The organism is Mesorhizobium sp. BR-1-1-10, from assembly GCF_020165595.1.
Classification (GTDB): Bacteria; Pseudomonadota; Alphaproteobacteria; order Rhizobiales; family Rhizobiaceae; genus Mesorhizobium; species Mesorhizobium australicum.
On record NZ_JAIUIL010000002.1, the window covers coordinates 566,243 to 584,383 of the forward strand.

The window sequence follows — 18,141 nt, forward strand, 5'->3', positions numbered from 1 at the left end:
GCTGACAGGACGCATTATTGGCGCTTGCCATTATAGGCTCCTGCCCCGAAAAAGGCCTCGTGATCGTCGCGAGGCCTTTTTTATGACCTATCTCCTCTACACAGCCGCGGCGCTTGCCGAGATCGCCGGCTGCTTTTCGGTGTGGGCGTGGTGGCGGCTGGAGAAGTTGCCGCTCTGGCTGCTGCCTGGCTTTGCCTCTCTGATTGTGTTCGCCTGGCTTCTGGCGTTGGTCGACACCAATGCAGCCGGCCGCGCCTATGCCGCTTATGGCGGTATCTACATCGCTGCCTCGCTCGCCTGGTTGTGGCTGGCCGACGGCGTGCGGCCCGATCGCTGGGACCTTGCCGGCGCGGCGCTCTGCATGGCCGGCGCCTCGATTATCCTGCTTGCACCCAGGGGGGCATAGGCCATGGAGCTGCCGGCCGCTCTTCGACAGGGTGTCGATCGCCTTTTGGAAAAGGTGGCGCTGCCGGACCTGAAGCAAGCGGCAAAAACCCTGTCCGACCGCTACCGCGCCGAATTGCGCGACGGTCGCCTGCATATGGCGCAGGACATGGCGGTCAAGGCCTATCTGGCGACGCGCATGCCGGCGACCTACGCCGCGGTCCGCACCAGCCTCGATGCGCTCGCCGAAGCCCGGCCGGATTTCGCACCCGCGACGTTGCTCGACGTCGGCGCCGGCCCCGGCACCGTGCTTTGGGCCACCAGCGATCTCTGGCCTGACCTGGAACTGGCCACGCTGCTTGAGGCGAGTGCCGCGGTGCGCAAGGTCGGTGAGACGCTTGCCGCCGATGCGATCACGGCCCGGACCGTCTGGCGGGCCGGCGATGTCACGATGGACATTGCCGACCTCCAGTCCGCCGACCTCGTCACATGCGCCTATGTGCTGGACGAGATCGCGCCGGCGTCCCTGCCCAAAATGGTCGACCGGCTATGGCAACTCACCAAGGACACACTGTTGATCGTCGAGCCGGGCACGCCGGCGGGCTGGCTGCGCATTCTAGCTGTACGCGCACAATTGATCGCGGCCGGCGCGCATGTGCTGGCGCCCTGTCCGCACGAGGCGCCCTGCCCGCTCAACCCGCCGGACTGGTGCCACTTTTCCCGCCGCGTCGCCCGCTCGCGCCTGCACCGCCTGGCCAAAGAGGCGGAAGTACCGTGGGAAGATGAGAAATTCATCTATGTAGCCGCTTCGCGCCAGCCGGCTGCCTTCCGCGCCGCGCGGGTCGTCGCGCCGCCGAAATCCGGTTCCGGCAAGGTCGTGCTCAAGCTTTGCGAGGCAAATGGCAGCGCCGGCGAAAGGCTCTTCACCAAGCGCGACGGTGACGCGTTCAAGGTGGCGCGGCGGGCGGATTGGGGCGATGCACTGGCATGAGGATGAAAGAGACACGACAGCCTCGCAATCCGGTGTCGCCAGCGCTCACTTTCCTGTTTTGTTCTCCTGCGAAAAACGCTAAGTTGCCAACTCTCGATTCGAGTCAATTGCGATTCTTTCCACGGAAAAATTTTGGCTGTGAATCGCGAGTACCAAAGCCGCTTCTTCACGGGCTGTTGCAGATAAGTCAGCACTGACTTGTCCAGTTCTGATATCGACAGACGGGGATCGAAATCGGGGACATCATGGCAGAGGCAGCACGAAAATTCGGCGTGGCAGAGCAACCGCTCTATCGCGAATCGCCCAACAACATCGAGGCCGAGCAGGCGCTGCTTGGCGCTATACTTGTCAATAACGATGCCTTCTACCGGGTGTCCGACTTCCTGAAGTCCGGCCATTTCTACGAACCCCTGCACCGCAAGATCTTCGATGTCGCGGCCGAGCTGATCCGCATGGGTAAGGCGGCGACGCCGATCACGCTGAAGACCTTCCTGCCCGCCGACGAAAAGGTCGGCGACATGACGGTGGCGCAGTATGTGGTGCGGCTGGCGGTGGAAGCCGTCACCGTCGTAAACGCCACCGACTACGGCCGCGCCATTTATGATCTGGCGACGCGCCGGGCGTTGATCACCGTCGGCGAGGACATGGTCAACATCGCTTATGACGCCCCTGTCGACATGTCGCCTTCCGAACAGATCGAGGACGCGGAGCGCCGCCTGTTCGAGCTGGCCGAGACCGGGCGCTATGACGGCGGCTTCGAGAGCTTCACCGACGCGGTCAAGACCGCGGTCGACATGGCCAACGCCGCCTATATGCGTGACGGCGGTCTGTCGGGCCTCGCCACCGGCATGCGCGATCTCGACCGCCGCATGGGCGGCCTGCAGTCGTCCGATCTGATCATCATCGCCGGCCGTCCAGGCATGGGCAAGACATCACTCGCCACCAACATCGCCTTCAACATTGCCGAGATGTATGAGCCGGCGCAGCAGGCCGATGGCTCATTCAAGGCGGCCAATGGCGGCGTGGTCGGTTTTTTCTCGCTCGAAATGTCGTCCGAACAGCTCGCAACCCGCATCATTTCCGAACAGACGGAAATTTCGTCCTCCAAGATCCGCCGCGGCGAAATCAGCGAAATGGACTTCGAAAAGCTGGTCGCCTGTTCGCAGACCATGCAGAAGATCCCGCTGTTCATCGACCAGACCGGCGGTATTTCCATTGCCCAGTTGTCTGCCCGCGCGCGTCGTCTGAAGCGCCAGCGCGGCCTGGACCTGATCGTCATCGACTATATTCAGCTGATGCAGGGCTCATCCGCCAAGTCTTCGCAGAACCGCGTGCAGGAAATCACCGAGATCACCACGGGCCTGAAGGCGCTGGCCAAGGAGCTGGCCGTGCCGATCATCGCGCTGTCGCAGCTGTCGCGTCAGGTCGAAAGCCGCGACGACAAGCGTCCGCAGCTCTCCGACCTGCGCGAATCCGGTTCGATCGAGCAGGACGCCGACGTCGTCATCTTCGTCTATCGCGAGGAATATTACCTCAAGAACCGCGAGCCGAAGCTCGGCACCGAGGAATACGTCAAGTGGGAAAACGAGATGAACGAGATGCGCGGCAAGGCCGAGGTGATCGTGGCCAAGCAGCGCCATGGGCCGACGGGCTCTGTCACGCTTGCCTTCCACGGCGAATTCACCCGCTTCTCCGATCTCGCGGAAGAGCACCACATCGCGGAAAGGTTTGAGTAGCCTCTTGCCAGCGATCTCACCAATAGCAACGGGTCTCGGCGCCCTACGGCGCCCCCCTCTGTCCTGCCGGACATCTCCCCCGCACGGGGGGAGATTGGCTGTCGCGCGTGGCGCCCGCCAGCGGGCGGGAAGGTAAAGCGTGGTCAAATCCCGCGTCCAGTTCATCTGCCAGAATTGCGGTTCGGTGCATCAGCGCTGGGCCGGCAAATGCGATGCCTGCGGCGAGTGGAACACGCTGGTCGAGGAAGGCACATCTGGCGGCATCGGCTCGGGTCCTGCCAACACGCGCAACGCCCGCAAGGGCCGCGCGGTGGTGCTGACCACACTTTCAGGCGATATCGAGGACGCGCCGCGCATCATCTCAGGTATCGGCGAACTCGACCGCGCCACCGGTGGCGGTTTTGTTCGGGGCTCTGCACTTCTGGTCGGCGGCGATCCCGGTATCGGCAAATCGACGCTGCTCACCCAGGCCGCGGCCGCACTTGCCTCCAAGGGCCATCGCATCGTCTATGTCTCGGGCGAAGAGGCAGTTGCCCAGATCAGGCTGCGTGCGCAGAGGCTCGGCGTCGCATCGGCGCCGGTGGAACTCGCGGCCGAGACCAATGTCGAGGATATCCTCGCCACGATCGCCGACGGCAAGCGGCCCGATCTGGTCATCCTCGATTCGATCCAGACACTGTGGACCGACTTGGCCGATTCGGCGCCAGGCACCGTCACACAAGTGCGCGCCGCGGCGCAGGCGATGATCCGCTACGCGAAATCCACGGGTGCCGCGATCGTGCTGGTCGGCCATGTCACCAAGGAAGGCCAGATCGCCGGTCCGCGCGTGGTCGAGCACATGGTCGACGGCGTGCTCTATTTCGAGGGCGAAGGCGGCCACCACTTCCGTATCCTGCGCACGGTGAAGAACCGCTTCGGACCGACCGACGAGATCGGGGTCTTCGAAATGTCGGACAAAGGTCTGCGCGAGGTCTCCAATCCATCCGAGCTTTTCCTTGGCGAACGGCACGCGAAATCACCGGGAGCAGCGGTTTTCGCCGGCATGGAAGGCACCAGGCCGGTTCTGGTCGAAATCCAGGCGCTGGTCGCGGCCTCCTCGCTCGGCACGCCGCGCCGGGCGGTGGTCGGCTGGGACGGCGCGCGGCTGTCGATGATCCTGGCAGTGCTGGAGGCACATTGCGGTGTGCGTTTCGGACAGCATGACGTCTACCTCAACGTCGCGGGCGGCTACCGCATCAGCGAGCCGGCGGCCGATCTCGCGGTCGCCGCCGCACTGGTTTCCTCGCTCACTGGTCTTGCCCTCTCCGCCGATTGCGTCTATTTCGGCGAAATCAGCCTTTCGGGCGCGGTGAGGCCGGTTGCGCATGCGCAGCAGCGTCTCAAGGAAGCCGAAAAGCTGGGTTTTGGTAGCGCGGTTCTGCCCGTGGGCAGCGAGGAACTTGCTGGGGGGATTGGGGCCGGCGCTTTCCAGCCCACCGAGCTTGCCGACCTCGTGGCGCGCATAGCCGGCTCACGGCGCGGCCGTGCCGACGATGAAGAATGACGCGGCTCGTCGAGTCGTGAACAAGAGATCGGAGTGGGGCCAAAAACATGCCGATTACGCTGCTTGACGGAATTCTCGTCGGCTTCACCCTGGTCTCGGCGATGCTCGCCATGGTTCGCGGCTTTTCGCGCGAGGTGCTTTCGGTCGTCTCCTGGGCGGCAGCGGCGGCGGCGGCCTTCTTCTTCTACAAACCGGTCCTGCCCTACCTGAAGCCCTATATCGACAATGAGAAGATCGCCATGGCGGCGGCCGCAGGCGTGGTCTTCATCATCGCGCTGATCGTCGTCTCGGTCATCACCATGAAGCTTGCCGACTGGATCATCGATTCGCGCATCGGCGCCCTCGACCGCACGCTCGGCTTCCTTTACGGCGCCGCGCGCGGCGTCCTGGTCGTCGCTGTCGCGCTGCTGTTCTTCAACTGGCTGGCCGGCGCCAAGGCCCCGGCCTGGGTCACGGAAGCCAAGTCGCGGCCGCTGCTGGAACAGATCGGCGCCAAGCTCGAGAGCCTGCTGCCAGAGGACCCGGAAAACGCCATCCTCAAGAAGCTCAATCCGAATCAGCCGGCCGCCGAGACCCCCGTCGCGCCCGACGCACCGGCGGCGGATGCACCAGCCGGCGGCGACGACGCCAATGCGCCGGCGCCCGACGACAACGACGCCGGTCCTGCCGACAACACCGCCAAGCCGGCGCCAGCGCCGGCGAATTGAGGTCCGAACGAGGCGTCTGGCGATCGATCCATGTAGACGACCGCACGCGGTGCGTTGCTTTCGACGCGCGACCGCCTTATATGGCGATTTTAGCGGAGCTTAAGATGGCAGACGCAGACGACGTGCTTTCCGCCGAGGCTGACGATCATTTTCATGACGAGTGCGGTGTGTTCGGCATCTTTGGCCGGCAGGACGCGGCGGCCATCGTCACACTCGGTCTGCATGCGCTGCAGCATCGAGGTCAGGAAGCGGCCGGCATCGTCTCCTATGACGGCACCCAGTTCCATGTCGAACGCCATGTCGGCCTGATCGGCGACACCTTCACCAAGCAGCGCGTCATCGACAGCCTGCAAGGCAACCGCGCCATCGGCCACACGCGCTACGCGACCACCGGCGGCGCCGGCATGCGCAACATCCAGCCCTTCTTCGCCGAATTGGCCGATGGCGGCTTTGCCGTCGCCCATAACGGCAACCTCACCAACGCCATGACGGTGCAGCGCGCGCTGCAGAAGCAAGGCGCGATCTTCTCCTCCACCTCCGACACAGAGACGCTTTTGCATCTGGTCGCGACCAGCAAGGAGCGCGACCTCAATTCGCGCTTCATCGACGCGGTGCGCCAGGTCGAGGGCGCCTTCTCGCTGGTGGCGATGACGGCCAAGAAGATGATCGGCTGCCGCGATCCGCTCGGCATCCGCCCGCTGGTGCTGGGCGATCTCGACGGCGCCTGGATCCTGGCCTCCGAAACCTGTGCGCTCGACATCATCGGCGCGCGTTTCGTGCGCGACCTGAAGCCCGGCGAGATGGTCGTCGTCACCTCCAAGGGCATTGAGAGCCTGTTCCCGTTCGAACCGCAGAAGACCCGCTTCTGCATCTTCGAATATGTCTATTTCGCCCGACCCGACTCCTCGGTCGAGGGCCGCAATGTCTATGAGGTGCGCAAGCGCATCGGCGCGGAACTGGCTCAGGAAAATCCAGTCGACGCCGATATCGTCGTACCGGTGCCGGATTCCGGCACGCCGGCGGCAATCGGCTTCAGCCAGGCGGCGGGCATTCCCTTCGAACTCGGCATCATCCGCAACCACTATGTCGGCCGCACCTTCATCCAGCCCGGCGATTCGATCCGCCATATGGGCGTCAAGCTCAAGCACAACGCCAATCGCCGCATGATCGAGGGCAAGCGCGTGGTGCTGGTCGACGACAGCATCGTGCGCGGCACCACCAGCCAGAAGATCGTGCAGATGGTGCGCGACGCCGGCGCCAAGGAAGTGCACATGCGCATCGCCTCGCCGCCGACCAGCGCATCGTGCTTCTATGGGGTCGACACGCCGGAGAAGTCGAAGCTGCTGGCTTCGCGCATGTCGGTGGAAGAGATGGCCGAGTTCATCCGGGTCGATTCGCTCGGTTTCCTCAGTATCAACGGTCTCTACCGCGCCGTCGGCGAGGCCAGCCGCGACGACGAGCAGCCGCAGTTCTGCGATGCATGCTTCACCGGCCAGTACCCGACCCGCCTGCTCGACTTCGAAGGCCACGACAATGTGCGCACGCTGTCGCTGCTGGCGACAAGCGGCTCGTAGAATTGCCGGACCGTCATCAGCCTTAGCCAGAGTTCCGGAAGCCATCGCATGACCCTCGACCTTACGGGCCGCGTCGCGGTCGTCACCGGCGCCTCGCGCGGCATCGGCTATTTCATCGCCAGGGAATTGGCTGCGGCCGGCGCGCATGTCATCGCGGTTGCCCGCACCGTCGGCGGGCTGGAAGAACTCGACGACCAGATCAAGGCGGCCGGCGGCCAGGCGACATTGGTGCCGCTCGATCTCGCCGACATGGCCGGTATCGACCGGCTGGGCGGCGCCATCCACGAGCGCTGGGGCAAGCTCGACATCCTCGTCGCCAATGCCGGCGTGCTTGGCGTCATCTCGCCGATCGGCCATGTCGAGGCCAAGACCTTCGAAAAGGTGATGACCATCAACGTCACCTCGACCTGGCGGCTGATCCGCTCGGTCGACCCGCTGCTGCGGCTTTCGGATGCCGGCCGGGCGATTATCCTGTCGTCCAACGCGGCGCATTCGGCGCGCGCCTTCTGGGCGCCTTACGCGGCATCAAAGGCGGCGGTGGAGACCATGATGCGCTCCTGGGCGCATGAGACGCAAAGTCTGCCGCTGCGCGTCAATGCAGCCGACCCCGGCGCCACCCGCACCGCGATGCGCGCACAAGCCGTGCCCGGTGAGGATCCCGAGACATTGCCGCACCCCTCCGAGATCGCCAAACGCATCGTGCCGCTGGCCAGCCCGGATCTCAAAGAGACCGGCCTGATCTTCCAGGCCAAGCACAACCGCTTCGTCGCCTACCGACAACCGGAATAAAAGCCGGTTCGAAATGGATTAAAACAGCCTTCGGCTACGTTCTTCTGACGTAGGACATTCGAAACCGGAGTACCGACATGCCAAGACTAGCCATCGTTGCCGCCACCGCCCTTGCCGCCGCTCTTGGAGCTACGGTGGGCGTGGCCGTTTCCCAAGATACCAAGATGAGTTTCTTCGTCACCAGCGTCGGCTCCGGCAAGGGCGGCGATCTCAGCGGCCTGAAGGGCGCGGACACCCATTGCGCGTCGCTGGCGGAAGCCGCCGGCGTCACCGGCAAGACCTGGCACGCCTATCTCTCGACCAGCACGGAGGATGCGCGCGATCGCATCGGCAAGGGGCCCTGGTTCAACGCCAAGGGCGCCAAGATCGCCGATGATGTCGCCTCGCTGCACAGCGACGCCAACGGCATCACCAAGCAGACCGCGCTGAACGAGAAGGGTGAGACGGTCAACGGCCGCGGCGATACGCCCAACCGGCACGACATGCTGACCGGCTCCAAGCCCGACGGCACCAGGATCGCCGACCAGACCTGCGGCGACTGGACGATGAGCGGCTCCGAAGGGGCGGCGATGATGGGCCATCACGACCGCACCGGTCTCGACGATTCGGCGGCGGCGAAGTCGTGGAATTCTTCGCATGCCTCGCGTGGCGGCTGCAGCCAGGAGGCGCTGAAAGGCACAGGCGGCGACGGCCTGTTCTATTGCTTTGCGACCGACTGAACCACGGCGGAGGGCAATACCGCAGCTAGGAACCCGACGGATCATCACGCGGCTGTGATCTGAGGGGAGAAGCCGCTGGGCGGTCATGCTTTCGTCATTTCCGAGGAGTTGTTAGGATCGAGCGAATCCCGCAACGAGAGCCCGATCTGGGCAGAACAAGGAAAACTCCATGGCTACGACCGCAGCATTGGTCTGGTATCTGGTAATCGCCGGCCCGCAGGGCGGCATGGTCGTGCTGCCCAGCACCTTCGACAAGCGCGAACAGTGCACCGCCGCCATCACCGAGTATCAGAAGCAGCCGACACCCGCCGGCTGGTCCGTGCAGTGCGTGCCGAGCGCCTCGCCCTTCACCGACGAAGGCGACGCCGAAGAGCCGGCAGCTCAGTAAGCATCAGATATCACAAGGCCCGCGACCGCTGCCGCGGGCCTTGTGATTCATCACCGCGCGCTCACCGTCAGTTCCGGCTTCTGGTTGATGGTCTGGAACACCACGCAATAGCGCTCGGTCAGCTTCAGCAGCGAATCAATGCGCTCCGGAGGCTCCGCCGTGTCGAGATTGAAATTGAGCCGAATGGCGCGAAAGCCGACCGGCGCATCCTTGGCGACACCAAGCGTGCCGCGAAAATCAAGGTCGCCTTCGGCTTCAACGGTAGCGGCGCCGAGCTTGAATTCGAGCGCCGTCGCGACCGCCTTCAGCGTCACCCCGGCGCACGCCACCAGCGCCTCGAGCAGCATGTCGCCGGAGCACAGTTCGAGCCCCGAGCCGCCTGTTGCCGGATGAAGGCCGGCGATTGCCAACGCCCTGCCCGTCTCCACCTTGCAGGCCACCGACTGTTCGTCGATCGAGCCCTTTGCCCTTAGCGTGATCAGTGCTTGCGTGGCGTCGTCGCGGTAGGCCTGCTTCAGCGGCGCCTGCATGGCCTTCAGCTCGGTTGCGTCCATTTTCGTTCCTCCGACAGGCTTTCTGCCTTGATAGCATGGTCCTGCGAGACGTGTGAGGCAATCCAAACATGACGACCCAAGCTGTCAGGAACTGGTTTCGGCGGAAACAACAGCAGTGGGCGCGCCATCGTCTGATCCCTTTGACTTCATCCGCCTCGGCCATAGCTATGCGGGAGTCTTTTCCGCGGAGGTCTCATGCGTTCCAAGCTGAAACTCGTCTCCCTTGTCCTCTTCATGCTTGCCGGTTTCGCGCAGCCTCTCCTGGCCGAAACGGCGGAGCGGCCGGCACCCGCGGGCGGCGTGCTTTCACTGCTGCCGTCACCTGAGATCACCGACCATTCGATCACCATTGGCGGACGCAGCCTGCGGTATCAGGCAAAGGCCGGCACGCTTCCGCTGCTCTCCGGCAAGGGCGAGATCACGGCGGAGATCTTCTATGTTGCCTATACGCTGAAGCCGCGGGAGAGCGTGGCGACGGAAGCACTGCGGCCAATCACCTTCGTGTTCAACGGCGGCCCGGGCGCCGCTTCAGCCTATCTGCATCTCGGCGCGCTCGGACCGCGCGTCGTGGCGACCGGAGCCGGCGGGGAATTCCTCCCCTCGCCGCAAAAGCTCATCGACAATCCCGACAGTTGGCTCGACATGACCGACCTCGTCTTCGTCGACCCGGTGGGAACCGGCTACAGCCGCGAGGCGCCCGGCCAGGATACGCACGACTTCTGGGGCGTCAGCCAGGATGCCAGTTCGATCGGCGCCTTCATTAGGCTCTATCTCGCCCAAAACAGCCGCATGGGATCTCCGCTGTTCCTCGCCGGTGAGAGCTATGGCGGGTTCCGCGCGGCACTGCTTGCCAGGACGCTGCAGGAAGATATCGGCATCAGCCCGAGCGGCATCGTGCTGATCTCGCCGGCGCTGGAATTCACCCTGGTGCAGCCCGACGAATTCGAGCCGCTGCATTGGGCTCTCGAACTACCCTCCCTCGCCGCGGTTCGCCTGCGCAGTGAAGGTGTCAGCGGCGACACTTTGCGGAAAAAGCTCGCCGAGGTCGAGCATTATGCACTTGGCGAGTACCTCAGTGCGCTCACCAGTGGGCTGGAGCAAGGCGGACGGCTGGCGGGTGATCGCGTGGCCGAGATCACCGGCCTGCCTCTCGACCTCGTTCACCGCAACTTCGCCCGCGTCCCGACCTCGCTCTTCGCAAGGGAGTTTGGCCGTGCCGCGGGCAAGGTGCTCAGCCCCTATGACGGCATGATCGCGACGGCGGACATCGCTCCCCAGAGTGCCCGTATCGCTGGCCCCGATCCGGTGCTGGACCGTAGTGTGCCGGCGCTGACCTCGGCCTTTGTCGCTTACGCGCGCGACGAGCTGAACTTTCGCACCGATGTCAGCTACCGCTTGCTGAACGGCGATATCAGCCACAACTGGAACTACGGGACGAGCGCCTCGCGCCAGGGCTATGCCGGTGTGATGGATGATCTGCAACGGGCGCGGTCCTTGAATCCCGCGCTGGGCGTCGTCATCGTCAATGGCTACACCGATCTCGTCACTCCCTATCTGGCGTCGCGTTATCTGGTCAGCCAGATCCCGTCGCTCGCCGGCGCCAGGCCGATCCGCCTCGACGTCGTTGAAGGTGGGCACATGATGTATCTCGAACCGGACGGACGGCGCGCGCTGAAGCAGGCCGCTTCGGAGCTTTACCAGGCAACCCAGTAGCCAACGGGACATCGAGTCTCCGGGCAACCAAGGCCCGGCGCCGATGCAGGACCGGTGGCCGGTGCAGTGATCAAGCTGTCCCAAATGGGACATTGACGGACAAGGTCCCAAAACCGTCTGATCGGGCGAGGTTTCGTCATTCCATTTCCCGGTGGTCCCACAATGTCACATACGCTCTCGACCACACCGAGGCAGGATGGGTTTCGCGCCCCTGGCGAATTCGAGCCCAAATCGGGCTGTTGGCTGATCTGGCCAGAACGGCCGGACACCTGGCGGCTGGGCGCCAAGCCCGCGCAGAGGCTGTTCGCCAATGTCGCTGCGGCGATCGCACAAAGCGAGCCGATGACGGTGGCGGCGTCCAGCCGCCAGTGGCAGAACGCAAGAGCGCGATTGCCCAGCCATGTGCGCGTCGTGGAAATGTCGACCAATGATTCCTGGCTCCGCGACAGTGGCCCCAATTTCGTCGTCAATGATCGAGGCGAAGTGCGCGGCGTCGATTGGATCTTCAACGCTTATGGCGGTTTCGACGGCGGCCTCTACTCGCCTTGGGATCTCGACGACCTCGTGGCGCAAAAGGTCCTCGATATCGAGAGGATGGACCGTTATCGCGCACCGCTGATCGCCGAGGGCGGCGGACTGCAATGCGACGGCCAAGGCACGCTCATCACGACCGAGCAGTGCCTGCTCAATCGCAACCGTAATGCCCATCTCGGAAAGGCGAAGGTGGAACAACAGCTTGGCGACTATCTCGGCGTCGACAAAATCATCTGGCTGCCGCGCGGTTTTGCTTTCGACGAGACGGATGGCCATGTCGACGACCTCTGCTGCTTCGTTCGTCCGGGCGTTGTGGCGCTGAGCTGGACCGACGAGCGGGACGATCCGCAATATGAGATCGTACGCGAAGCCGAAGAGGTGCTGCGCTCGGCCCGCGACGCGCGTGGCCGTCGCCTGGAGGTTCATCGGCTGCACCATCCCCTGCCGATCGAGATGACGATGGAAGAAAGCGAGAGCGTGGACCGGGTCGATTCGACCTGGGCACGGCCGACCGGCAACCGGATCGCGGCGAGTTACATCAACTATTATCCGGGCAACAGCGTCGTGGTCGTGCCGGAATTCGGCTGCAATCTCGACGGGAAGGCAAAGCAACAGCTGGCCACGCTGTTTCCCGATCACAAGCTCGTCGGCATCGAGAACTCCCGCGAAATTCTGCTCGGAGGCGGCAATGTCGCCTGTATCACGTTACCCGTTTATGCGCCCCACCGGCGTTGAGCGGCAAGCGTGCCGAAGTGAAATCAGAACGGTGCGCCGCGTCGGCCCGCCAGGCAAAAGGAGATACCCATGCGCGCTCTGCTCTTCCCAATCCTGACCGCCGCGCTTGCCTGCGGCATCAGTTTCGGCGTCGCCCGGGCGGACGATGAGAAGGTGGTCAACGTCTACAACTGGTCCGACTACATCGCCCCGGACACGGCTGAGAAATTCGAGAAGGAGACGGGCATCAAGGTCCGCTACGATGTCTATGACGGCAACGAGGTCCTTGAGACGAAACTGCTCACCGGCGGCTCGGGATATGACGTGGTCTATCCCTCGGCCTTTCCGTTCCTGAAGAACCAGTTGAAGGCAGGCGCTTTCCTGCGGCTCGACAGATCGAAGCTTTCAAACCACTCGAAAATCGATCCGCAAGCCTTGTCGCTGATCGCGGGCGCGGATCCGCAGAACCTGTACGCCGTGCCTTACATGGCCGTCACAGACGGGATCGGCTACAATGTCGCTGCCGTCAAGCAACGGATGCCGGATGCGCCGACAGGTTCCTTCGCCATGGTCTTCGACGCCGACGTCGTCAAGAAATTCTCCGATTGCGGCGTCGCCATGATCGATGCTCCGGCGGAGATCATTCCTATGGCTATGAACTATCTCCACATCGATCCCAGGTCGACCAATCCGGACGACCTCGCCAAGGTCGAAGAGCTGATGGGCAAGGTGCGGCCCTATATCCGTTACTTCCACTCGTCGAAATACATCAACGACCTGGCGAATGGCGACATCTGTGTCGTGCTGGGCTGGTCGGGCGACATATTGCAGGCCAAGACCCGTGCGGCGGAATCCGCGAAGAAGCTGGAGATTGCATATTCCATTCCAAGGGAAGGCACGCTGATAAACTTCGATACGATGGCCGTGCCGAAGGATGCGCCGCATCCGGAGAATGCCCAGGCCTGGATCGATTTCAACTTGCGGCCCGATATCGCAGCGGCCAATTCCAGTTATGTTTCCTATGCCAATGCGATCCCGGAATCCCTGCCGCTGATGGATCAGGCCGTCGCAAAGGATCCCGGCGTTTTCCCATCCGACGATGTAAAGGCCAAGCTGTTCGTGGTCGAAAACAACGACGCAAAGCTGCTGCGACTGCAAAACCGCATGTGGACACGCGTCGTGACGGGACAGTGAAGCTGGCGAACCATCAGTTGGGCGAGGCCTTCCAGCCTATGGCCAACAACTCGATCTGGGAGTGCACACCGAGCTTGCGGTAGACCTGCTTGATGTGGTTGCGCACGGTGCCGGGTGAAATTGACAGGTTTCGCGAAATCGTCTTGGCGCTGCCACCCTCGACCAGGAGCCGCGCGATCTGCCTTTCCCGGGCGCTGAGTTGCGACCCCGCGGCTTCGATTGCGGAACCCTTGTCGCGAAGACGGCACAAATGAAGCAGCCTTTGCAGAATGAGCTTTGTCGCGCTGCTCGCCGCGCCGGCCACAGCCAGATCACGCTCGCCAAAACGCGGTGCGCCTTCCCGGCGAAGAAAGGTTACATAGCCGGCGGTCAGTCCGTCGAGGTTGAACACGCCGGTTATTTCATCGAAGCTGCCGGAGGGCCCGTAGAATTCGCGGTAATACGGCGTGCGCTGGAAATCGCCTTGGCTGAGAGCCGACAACGGCAGCAGGAAATCCTGTCTGGTGCTGGCGAACCTCTGGAAGAACGGATCCTGGCGATAGACGCGCGCATCATAGTCGCGGTTCCAGCGATCGGGTCCGGCATCGTCGATGGTCAGGGATGTTATGTCGCGACGATAGAAGCCAACATAGACACGATCCGAGCCAAGCAGCACCCTTGCCGCCGCGCTGAAGCGGGCCGACAAGTCTTCGGGCGTTGCCGCCAAGGCCGCGGCGGCCACGCCACCACTCCAGCGTTCAAGCCGGTCGAGAGAAAAAATCGACTGCATCCGCGCCCAGACTAAAGCAAGCCCCGCCAACTTCAAGCTGGCGGGGAACCGCGAGGGAGCCGGTAAGATCAGTCCCGCGGCCGCTTCCGCAGCTCATCGCCCCATCGACTGGTTGGACTCACGCCTTGGCCTGCGACCTCACATGGGCAATGTAGCCGCGAACGTCGCTGGCCGGACCAGCATAGGCCTTGCCGAGCTTCTTCTCCATCGCAGCCATGTATTCCTTCGCCCATTTGGGCAGGGCGTAGTCGATGACGGCGAGGAATTCGAGCGTCGCCGCAAGACGGATGTCGGCGATCGACGGGTTCTTGCCGCCGATGAACGGCTTGCCGTCGCGGAAGAAGGAGTGGAAGACCTCGAGAGGCTCGGCAATGGCGGCGACCGCGGCCTTCTGCGCCTCCGATTTCCTATCCGGGTGGGCGTCGCTGTGACCGACTTCGCCGGCATATTGCGGGAAGCCGAGCGCCGGATAAGTGGCGCGCGCGACATAGGGATAAAGCGTGCCGATCAGATAGAACATGGCGCTGTCTATCATCGCCCGCTTGGCTGGCGCCTTGGGGTAGAATTTCTCCAGCCCATGCTTGTTGGAAAGATATTGCATGATGGCGCAGCTCTCCCACAGCACGCCGCGCGGCAGGCCCTTGTCCTCGATCATCGGCGTCAGGTGGGCCGGATTACGCGCCATGTATTCGGGCGAGCGCGTCTGCCCCCACGCATCGGTCTCCGCATGGTCGAGCCCGGCGGCGCGGGCAAAGACGCGAACGGTCATGTTGTTGACGCTCGGCTTCAGCATGCTGATGGTCAGCGCCGATTTCCTTGCCGGTTTCGCCTTGGCCTTGGCCGCCGTCTTGCCGGCGGCCTTTGGCGCCGTCTTGGTCGCAGCTTTTGCTGCCGCTTTTGCCGCTGGTTTGGCGGCCGGTTTCCCTGCGCTTTTCGCCACTGCTTTTGCCACGTGTTCCTCCCTTGCCTGTTCAGCCTTCAGTATGGATTTTTGGGCGCCCGGTCCGCCGACAATGTCGCGCGCGCGCGTTCCACCAGCGCCTGGATCGCATCAGCCAGATGCACCTCGGCGATGTTGTAGTCGCCACGCGTGACGCGAAGCTTATGCGCCTCCATCAGCACATCGGCATGGGTGAAGCCTGCAGGCGGCTCGAAACGATAAGAGGCAAGCTCGATCAGAAGGCCGAGCGGATCCTCGAAATAGATTGAATCCATGAAGCCGCGATCCTTGACGCCACTGTGTTTGATGGCGCGCTCGTCGAGCCGGGCGACCGCCTGCAGGAAAGTGACGCGGGACACCGAAAAGGCGATGTGATGCACGCAGCCCGGGTCGGTCGGGGTGCGGCGCTGCACGGCCGTGCGGGTCTCGTCGGTGAAGATGGTGATCAGCCGGCCGTCGCCCGGATCGAAATAAAGATGGCTTTCGCTCGGCTTGTCGAGGTTGGGCTGTTCGAAGATGAAAGGCATGCCCAGCACACCTTCCCAGAAATCGATCGAGGTCTGGCGACCGGCACCGACCAGCGTGATGTGATGGACGCCTTGCGACTGCAGTTTCTGCATCGGCCTTCTCCCCGCAATATCCGCTCTGGCAGAGGCGGCCCGTCACGCCGCGCCCGCACATGCTACATCTGGCATGAGCTGAGCGCCAATTCGATGTCCGTCCCTCGGCGTTCTGCGCGCCTGCCTTCGTCTCCGGCTTTATAAGATGATGCTAAACCAATCGACCCTGCCGCGCCAGAAGCCGCATCCGGGACAAGCTTGCATTTCGCGCCATTGCCGCCTGCCCCAAAAGCAAGCGCGGTGCTGGAGCAGCGCCGTGCGGGATTTCGCCCGTATAGCTGGCAGGTGCGGAGCCGCCGGGGGCTGGGGCCGCCTTCACTCAAGCAGGCGCACGCCTTATGGCCGATATCGCCATTCTCGATACACGCGAAAGGGTCTTCGCCGGAATCCTGCTGACGGGCGCCGCCTATTTGCTGTTTTCGACGCAGGACGCCTCGATCAAACTGCTGGTCACCGGCATGACCGTCTGGCAGATCATGTTCTTCCGCAGCATCACCATTCTTGGCGCCTGCGCGGTGATCGGCGGGCGGCCGCTGTTCGCCGATACGGTGCGCTCGCCGATCGTGCGGCCGATGCTGGTGCGCAGCGCCTTCACGCTCGCCGCCTGGCTCTGTTACTACAATGCCGCCCGCAGCCTGCAACTCGCCGAACTGACCACCGTCTATTACGCGGCTCCGATCATCGTCACCGTGCTATCGGTGGTCCTGCTCGGCGAAAAGGTGCCTGTTGTGCGCTGGCTGGCGGTTCTGATCGGCTTTGCCGGCGTCTTTGTCGCCTGCGATCCCGCCCATCTTGGCCTGTCCGTGCCCGTGTTGCTGGTACTGGCGGCGGCTTGCCTTTGGGGCATCGCCATCGTGCTTCTGCGCAAGACGGCGCTTGCCGAGCGCTCGACGATCCAGCTCCTCCTCAACAATTTCTATTTCCTGGTTTTTTCAGCGGTGCCGGCGCTGTCGTGGTGGCATACGCCGGACCCGGCACAATTGCTGCTTCTTGCCAGCGTCGGTGCGCTCGGCGGCCTGGCGCAATACCTTCTCTTCGAAGGCATGAAGCGCACGCGGGCATCGATCCTGGCGCCGCTCGAGTACACCTCGCTGTTGTGGGCGTTCGCGCTCGGCTTCGCGATCTGGGGCGACGTGCCGCGCCGCGAAGTGTTCCTGGGTGCCGCCCTTATCGTCGCCGCCGGCCTGCTGATCGTCGGCGGCGAACATTTCCGCAAGCGGCTTCGACTTGGATGGTCACTACTCCCGACGCGACGATGTCAGGACGAGGCAAGGTAGGCTGCCGGCATGAATGAGATCACGGCCACCGCGGAAACCACCGAACGCACGCTGGGTATCCTGCTGGTATCATCCTCGGCGGCGGTATTCGGGCTGACCGGCGTGTTGACCAAGTCGATCCATGCCGATCCGCTGACGATCACCTGCTGGCGCGGCTTTGTCGGCGCGATCCTGATCAGCCTCTACGTATTGTGGCGCCGCCGCCGTGCCGGCAACCGTGAACCGCTGCGGCTTGGCTGGCGCGGCTGGCTGCTAGCCGTCGAAGGCGCACTGGCCAGCATCGCCTTCATTTCCGCTTTCAAGTTCACTTTCGTCGCCAATGTCGCGGTCATCTACGCGACGTCGCCCTTCATTGCCGCCGTACTGGCCTGGATGCTGGTGCGCGAACCTTTCCGGCTGCAGACGATGGTGGCGGCGGCGGTGTCGCTGTGCGGGGTCGCCATCATGGTGTGGTCGGGTTTTGCCACCGGCAATTTGTTCGGCGACGGGCTGGCGCTGCTGATGACGGCCGGCAGCGCGCTGTACATGATCATGGTTCGCGCGTTCCGTGACACGCCCGTGGTGTGGGCCGGCGCGGTTTCGGCCTTCCTGCTGTTCATACTCGGATGGTTCGTCACGGATCCCCTGGCGGTCTCATCAAGGGACGCCATCCTGCTTGCCACCTTCGGCGCGTCCTTCGCGCTGGCTTCCATTCTGTGGACGGAAGGCTCGCGGCTGATCCCGGCGCCTGAATCGGGCCTGCTCGGTTCGGCGGAAGTGCCGTTCGCGATCCTGTTCGCATTTCTGTTCCTGGCCGAAATCCCGCCGCTGGCCAGCATGGTCGGCGGGGCCATCGTGCTCGGCGCCGTCTTTGCCCATGCCGGCCGCGATTGGCTGAAGGCACGCTCCCGGCAAGCGTCTTCAAATATTTCGTAAAAAATTTTCCAAGTCACGGAACCATCACCGTGCCCGGACATTATTAGTGCGACGGGCCACCCCCCAAGTCCCCCCAAACC

Annotated in this window: 18 protein-coding genes; 14 read left to right on the forward strand and 4 right to left on the reverse strand. The window is 63.5% G+C overall.

Features of this window, described 5'->3' with window-relative positions:
- The first annotated feature begins 82 nt into the window (after positions 1 to 82).
- The 9 genes from LB555_RS05805 to LB555_RS05845 all read left to right on the forward strand — a co-directional run bounded on the left by LB555_RS05805 (position 83) and on the right by LB555_RS05845 (position 8,831).
- Positions 83 to 406, forward strand: a complete 324-nt coding sequence (locus tag LB555_RS05805) for a YnfA family protein (protein ID WP_224682431.1) — start codon at positions 83 to 85, stop codon at positions 404 to 406.
- A gap of 3 nt (positions 407 to 409) precedes the next feature.
- Positions 410 to 1,375, forward strand: coding sequence for a small ribosomal subunit Rsm22 family protein (locus LB555_RS05810; protein ID WP_224682432.1), 966 nt, complete (start codon positions 410 to 412; stop codon positions 1,373 to 1,375).
- 245 nt (positions 1,376 to 1,620) lie between these two features.
- On the forward strand, positions 1,621 to 3,111 hold the full coding sequence (locus LB555_RS05815) for a replicative DNA helicase (RefSeq protein ID WP_015318513.1): 1,491 nt from the start codon (positions 1,621 to 1,623) through the stop codon (positions 3,109 to 3,111).
- Positions 3,112 to 3,250: 139 nt separating this feature from the next.
- Entirely contained in the window at positions 3,251 to 4,654 is a 1,404-nt protein-coding gene (gene radA, locus LB555_RS05820) for a DNA repair protein RadA (protein WP_015318514.1), read from the forward strand.
- 47 nt (positions 4,655 to 4,701) lie between these two features.
- Positions 4,702 to 5,361: a CvpA family protein gene (locus tag LB555_RS05825; protein ID WP_015318515.1), complete on the forward strand. Its 660-nt coding sequence runs from the start codon at positions 4,702 to 4,704 to the stop codon at positions 5,359 to 5,361.
- 104 nt (positions 5,362 to 5,465) lie between these two features.
- Complete coding sequence (gene purF, locus LB555_RS05830) at positions 5,466 to 6,935, forward strand: amidophosphoribosyltransferase (protein ID WP_015318516.1); 1,470 nt, start codon at positions 5,466 to 5,468, stop codon at positions 6,933 to 6,935.
- A gap of 48 nt (positions 6,936 to 6,983) precedes the next feature.
- Complete coding sequence (locus tag LB555_RS05835) at positions 6,984 to 7,724, forward strand: SDR family NAD(P)-dependent oxidoreductase (protein WP_015318517.1); 741 nt, start codon at positions 6,984 to 6,986, stop codon at positions 7,722 to 7,724.
- 77 nt (positions 7,725 to 7,801) lie between these two features.
- On the forward strand, positions 7,802 to 8,443 hold the full coding sequence (locus LB555_RS05840; RefSeq protein ID WP_015318518.1) for a hypothetical protein: 642 nt from the start codon (positions 7,802 to 7,804) through the stop codon (positions 8,441 to 8,443).
- A 169-nt stretch (positions 8,444 to 8,612) separates the two neighbouring features.
- On the forward strand, positions 8,613 to 8,831 hold the full coding sequence (locus LB555_RS05845) for a hypothetical protein (protein ID WP_015318519.1): 219 nt from the start codon (positions 8,613 to 8,615) through the stop codon (positions 8,829 to 8,831).
- A 50-nt stretch (positions 8,832 to 8,881) separates the two neighbouring features.
- Here the strand turns inward: LB555_RS05845 and LB555_RS05850 are convergent, their stop codons facing one another.
- Positions 8,882 to 9,385, reverse strand: a complete 504-nt coding sequence (locus tag LB555_RS05850; protein ID WP_015318520.1) for an OsmC family protein — start codon at positions 9,383 to 9,385, stop codon at positions 8,882 to 8,884.
- Between the two features lie 195 nt (positions 9,386 to 9,580).
- Here LB555_RS05850 and LB555_RS05855 point away from each other — a divergent pair, with 195 nt between their 5' ends.
- From LB555_RS05855 to LB555_RS05865, 3 genes are all read left to right on the forward strand, one after another.
- On the forward strand, positions 9,581 to 11,098 hold the full coding sequence (locus tag LB555_RS05855) for a S10 family peptidase (protein WP_015318521.1): 1,518 nt from the start codon (positions 9,581 to 9,583) through the stop codon (positions 11,096 to 11,098).
- A gap of 162 nt (positions 11,099 to 11,260) precedes the next feature.
- Entirely contained in the window at positions 11,261 to 12,367 is a 1,107-nt protein-coding gene (gene aguA / locus LB555_RS05860) for an agmatine deiminase (protein WP_015318522.1), read from the forward strand.
- Positions 12,368 to 12,436: 69 nt separating this feature from the next.
- The gene (locus LB555_RS05865) at positions 12,437 to 13,540 is read left to right on the forward strand and encodes a polyamine ABC transporter substrate-binding protein (RefSeq protein ID WP_015318523.1); all 1,104 of its coding nucleotides are present in this window, start codon (positions 12,437 to 12,439) and stop codon (positions 13,538 to 13,540) included.
- 13 nt (positions 13,541 to 13,553) lie between these two features.
- On the opposite strand, the gene LB555_RS05870 is transcribed toward LB555_RS05865, so the two are convergent.
- From LB555_RS05870 to LB555_RS05880, 3 genes are all read right to left on the reverse strand, one after another.
- Complete coding sequence (locus LB555_RS05870) at positions 13,554 to 14,261, reverse strand: response regulator transcription factor (protein WP_015318524.1); 708 nt, start codon at positions 14,259 to 14,261, stop codon at positions 13,554 to 13,556.
- A gap of 166 nt (positions 14,262 to 14,427) precedes the next feature.
- Positions 14,428 to 15,261: a glutathione S-transferase family protein gene (locus LB555_RS05875; RefSeq protein WP_015318525.1), complete on the reverse strand. Its 834-nt coding sequence runs from the start codon at positions 15,259 to 15,261 to the stop codon at positions 14,428 to 14,430.
- Positions 15,262 to 15,287: 26 nt separating this feature from the next.
- Positions 15,288 to 15,869, reverse strand: coding sequence for a VOC family protein (locus LB555_RS05880; RefSeq protein ID WP_015318526.1), 582 nt, complete (start codon positions 15,867 to 15,869; stop codon positions 15,288 to 15,290).
- A 338-nt stretch (positions 15,870 to 16,207) separates the two neighbouring features.
- On the opposite strand from LB555_RS05880, the gene LB555_RS05885 reads away from it, so the two are divergent.
- Together LB555_RS05885 and LB555_RS05890 are read left to right on the forward strand one after the other, a co-directional pair.
- The gene (locus LB555_RS05885) at positions 16,208 to 17,146 is read left to right on the forward strand and encodes a DMT family transporter (protein ID WP_224682433.1); all 939 of its coding nucleotides are present in this window, start codon (positions 16,208 to 16,210) and stop codon (positions 17,144 to 17,146) included.
- Positions 17,147 to 17,155: 9 nt separating this feature from the next.
- Positions 17,156 to 18,061, forward strand: coding sequence for a DMT family transporter (locus LB555_RS05890; protein ID WP_015318528.1), 906 nt, complete (start codon positions 17,156 to 17,158; stop codon positions 18,059 to 18,061).
- The last annotated feature ends 80 nt before the right edge of the window (positions 18,062 to 18,141 follow it).

Bases quoted from the DNA above. Each gene is read 5' to 3' on its own strand.
- LB555_RS05805 (WP_224682431.1), top strand. From the start codon at position 83: ATGACCTATCTCCTCTACACAGCCGCGGCGCTTGCCGAGATCGCCGGC.
- LB555_RS05810 (WP_224682432.1), top strand. From the start codon at position 410: ATGGAGCTGCCGGCCGCTCTTCGACAGGGTGTCGATCGCCTTTTGGAA.
- LB555_RS05815 (WP_015318513.1), top strand. From the start codon at position 1,621: ATGGCAGAGGCAGCACGAAAATTCGGCGTGGCAGAGCAACCGCTCTAT.
- LB555_RS05825 (WP_015318515.1), top strand. From the start codon at position 4,702: ATGCCGATTACGCTGCTTGACGGAATTCTCGTCGGCTTCACCCTGGTC.
- purF (WP_015318516.1), top strand. From the start codon at position 5,466: ATGGCAGACGCAGACGACGTGCTTTCCGCCGAGGCTGACGATCATTTT.
- LB555_RS05835 (WP_015318517.1), top strand. From the start codon at position 6,984: ATGACCCTCGACCTTACGGGCCGCGTCGCGGTCGTCACCGGCGCCTCG.
- LB555_RS05840 (WP_015318518.1), top strand. From the start codon at position 7,802: ATGCCAAGACTAGCCATCGTTGCCGCCACCGCCCTTGCCGCCGCTCTT.
- LB555_RS05845 (WP_015318519.1), top strand. From the start codon at position 8,613: ATGGCTACGACCGCAGCATTGGTCTGGTATCTGGTAATCGCCGGCCCG.
- LB555_RS05850 (WP_015318520.1), bottom strand. From the start codon at position 9,385: ATGGACGCAACCGAGCTGAAGGCCATGCAGGCGCCGCTGAAGCAGGCC.
- LB555_RS05855 (WP_015318521.1), top strand. From the start codon at position 9,581: ATGCGTTCCAAGCTGAAACTCGTCTCCCTTGTCCTCTTCATGCTTGCC.
- aguA (WP_015318522.1), top strand. From the start codon at position 11,261: ATGTCACATACGCTCTCGACCACACCGAGGCAGGATGGGTTTCGCGCC.
- LB555_RS05865 (WP_015318523.1), top strand. From the start codon at position 12,437: ATGCGCGCTCTGCTCTTCCCAATCCTGACCGCCGCGCTTGCCTGCGGC.
- LB555_RS05880 (WP_015318526.1), bottom strand. From the start codon at position 15,869: ATGCAGAAACTGCAGTCGCAAGGCGTCCATCACATCACGCTGGTCGGT.
- LB555_RS05885 (WP_224682433.1), top strand. From the start codon at position 16,208: ATGGCCGATATCGCCATTCTCGATACACGCGAAAGGGTCTTCGCCGGA.
- LB555_RS05890 (WP_015318528.1), top strand. From the start codon at position 17,156: ATGAATGAGATCACGGCCACCGCGGAAACCACCGAACGCACGCTGGGT.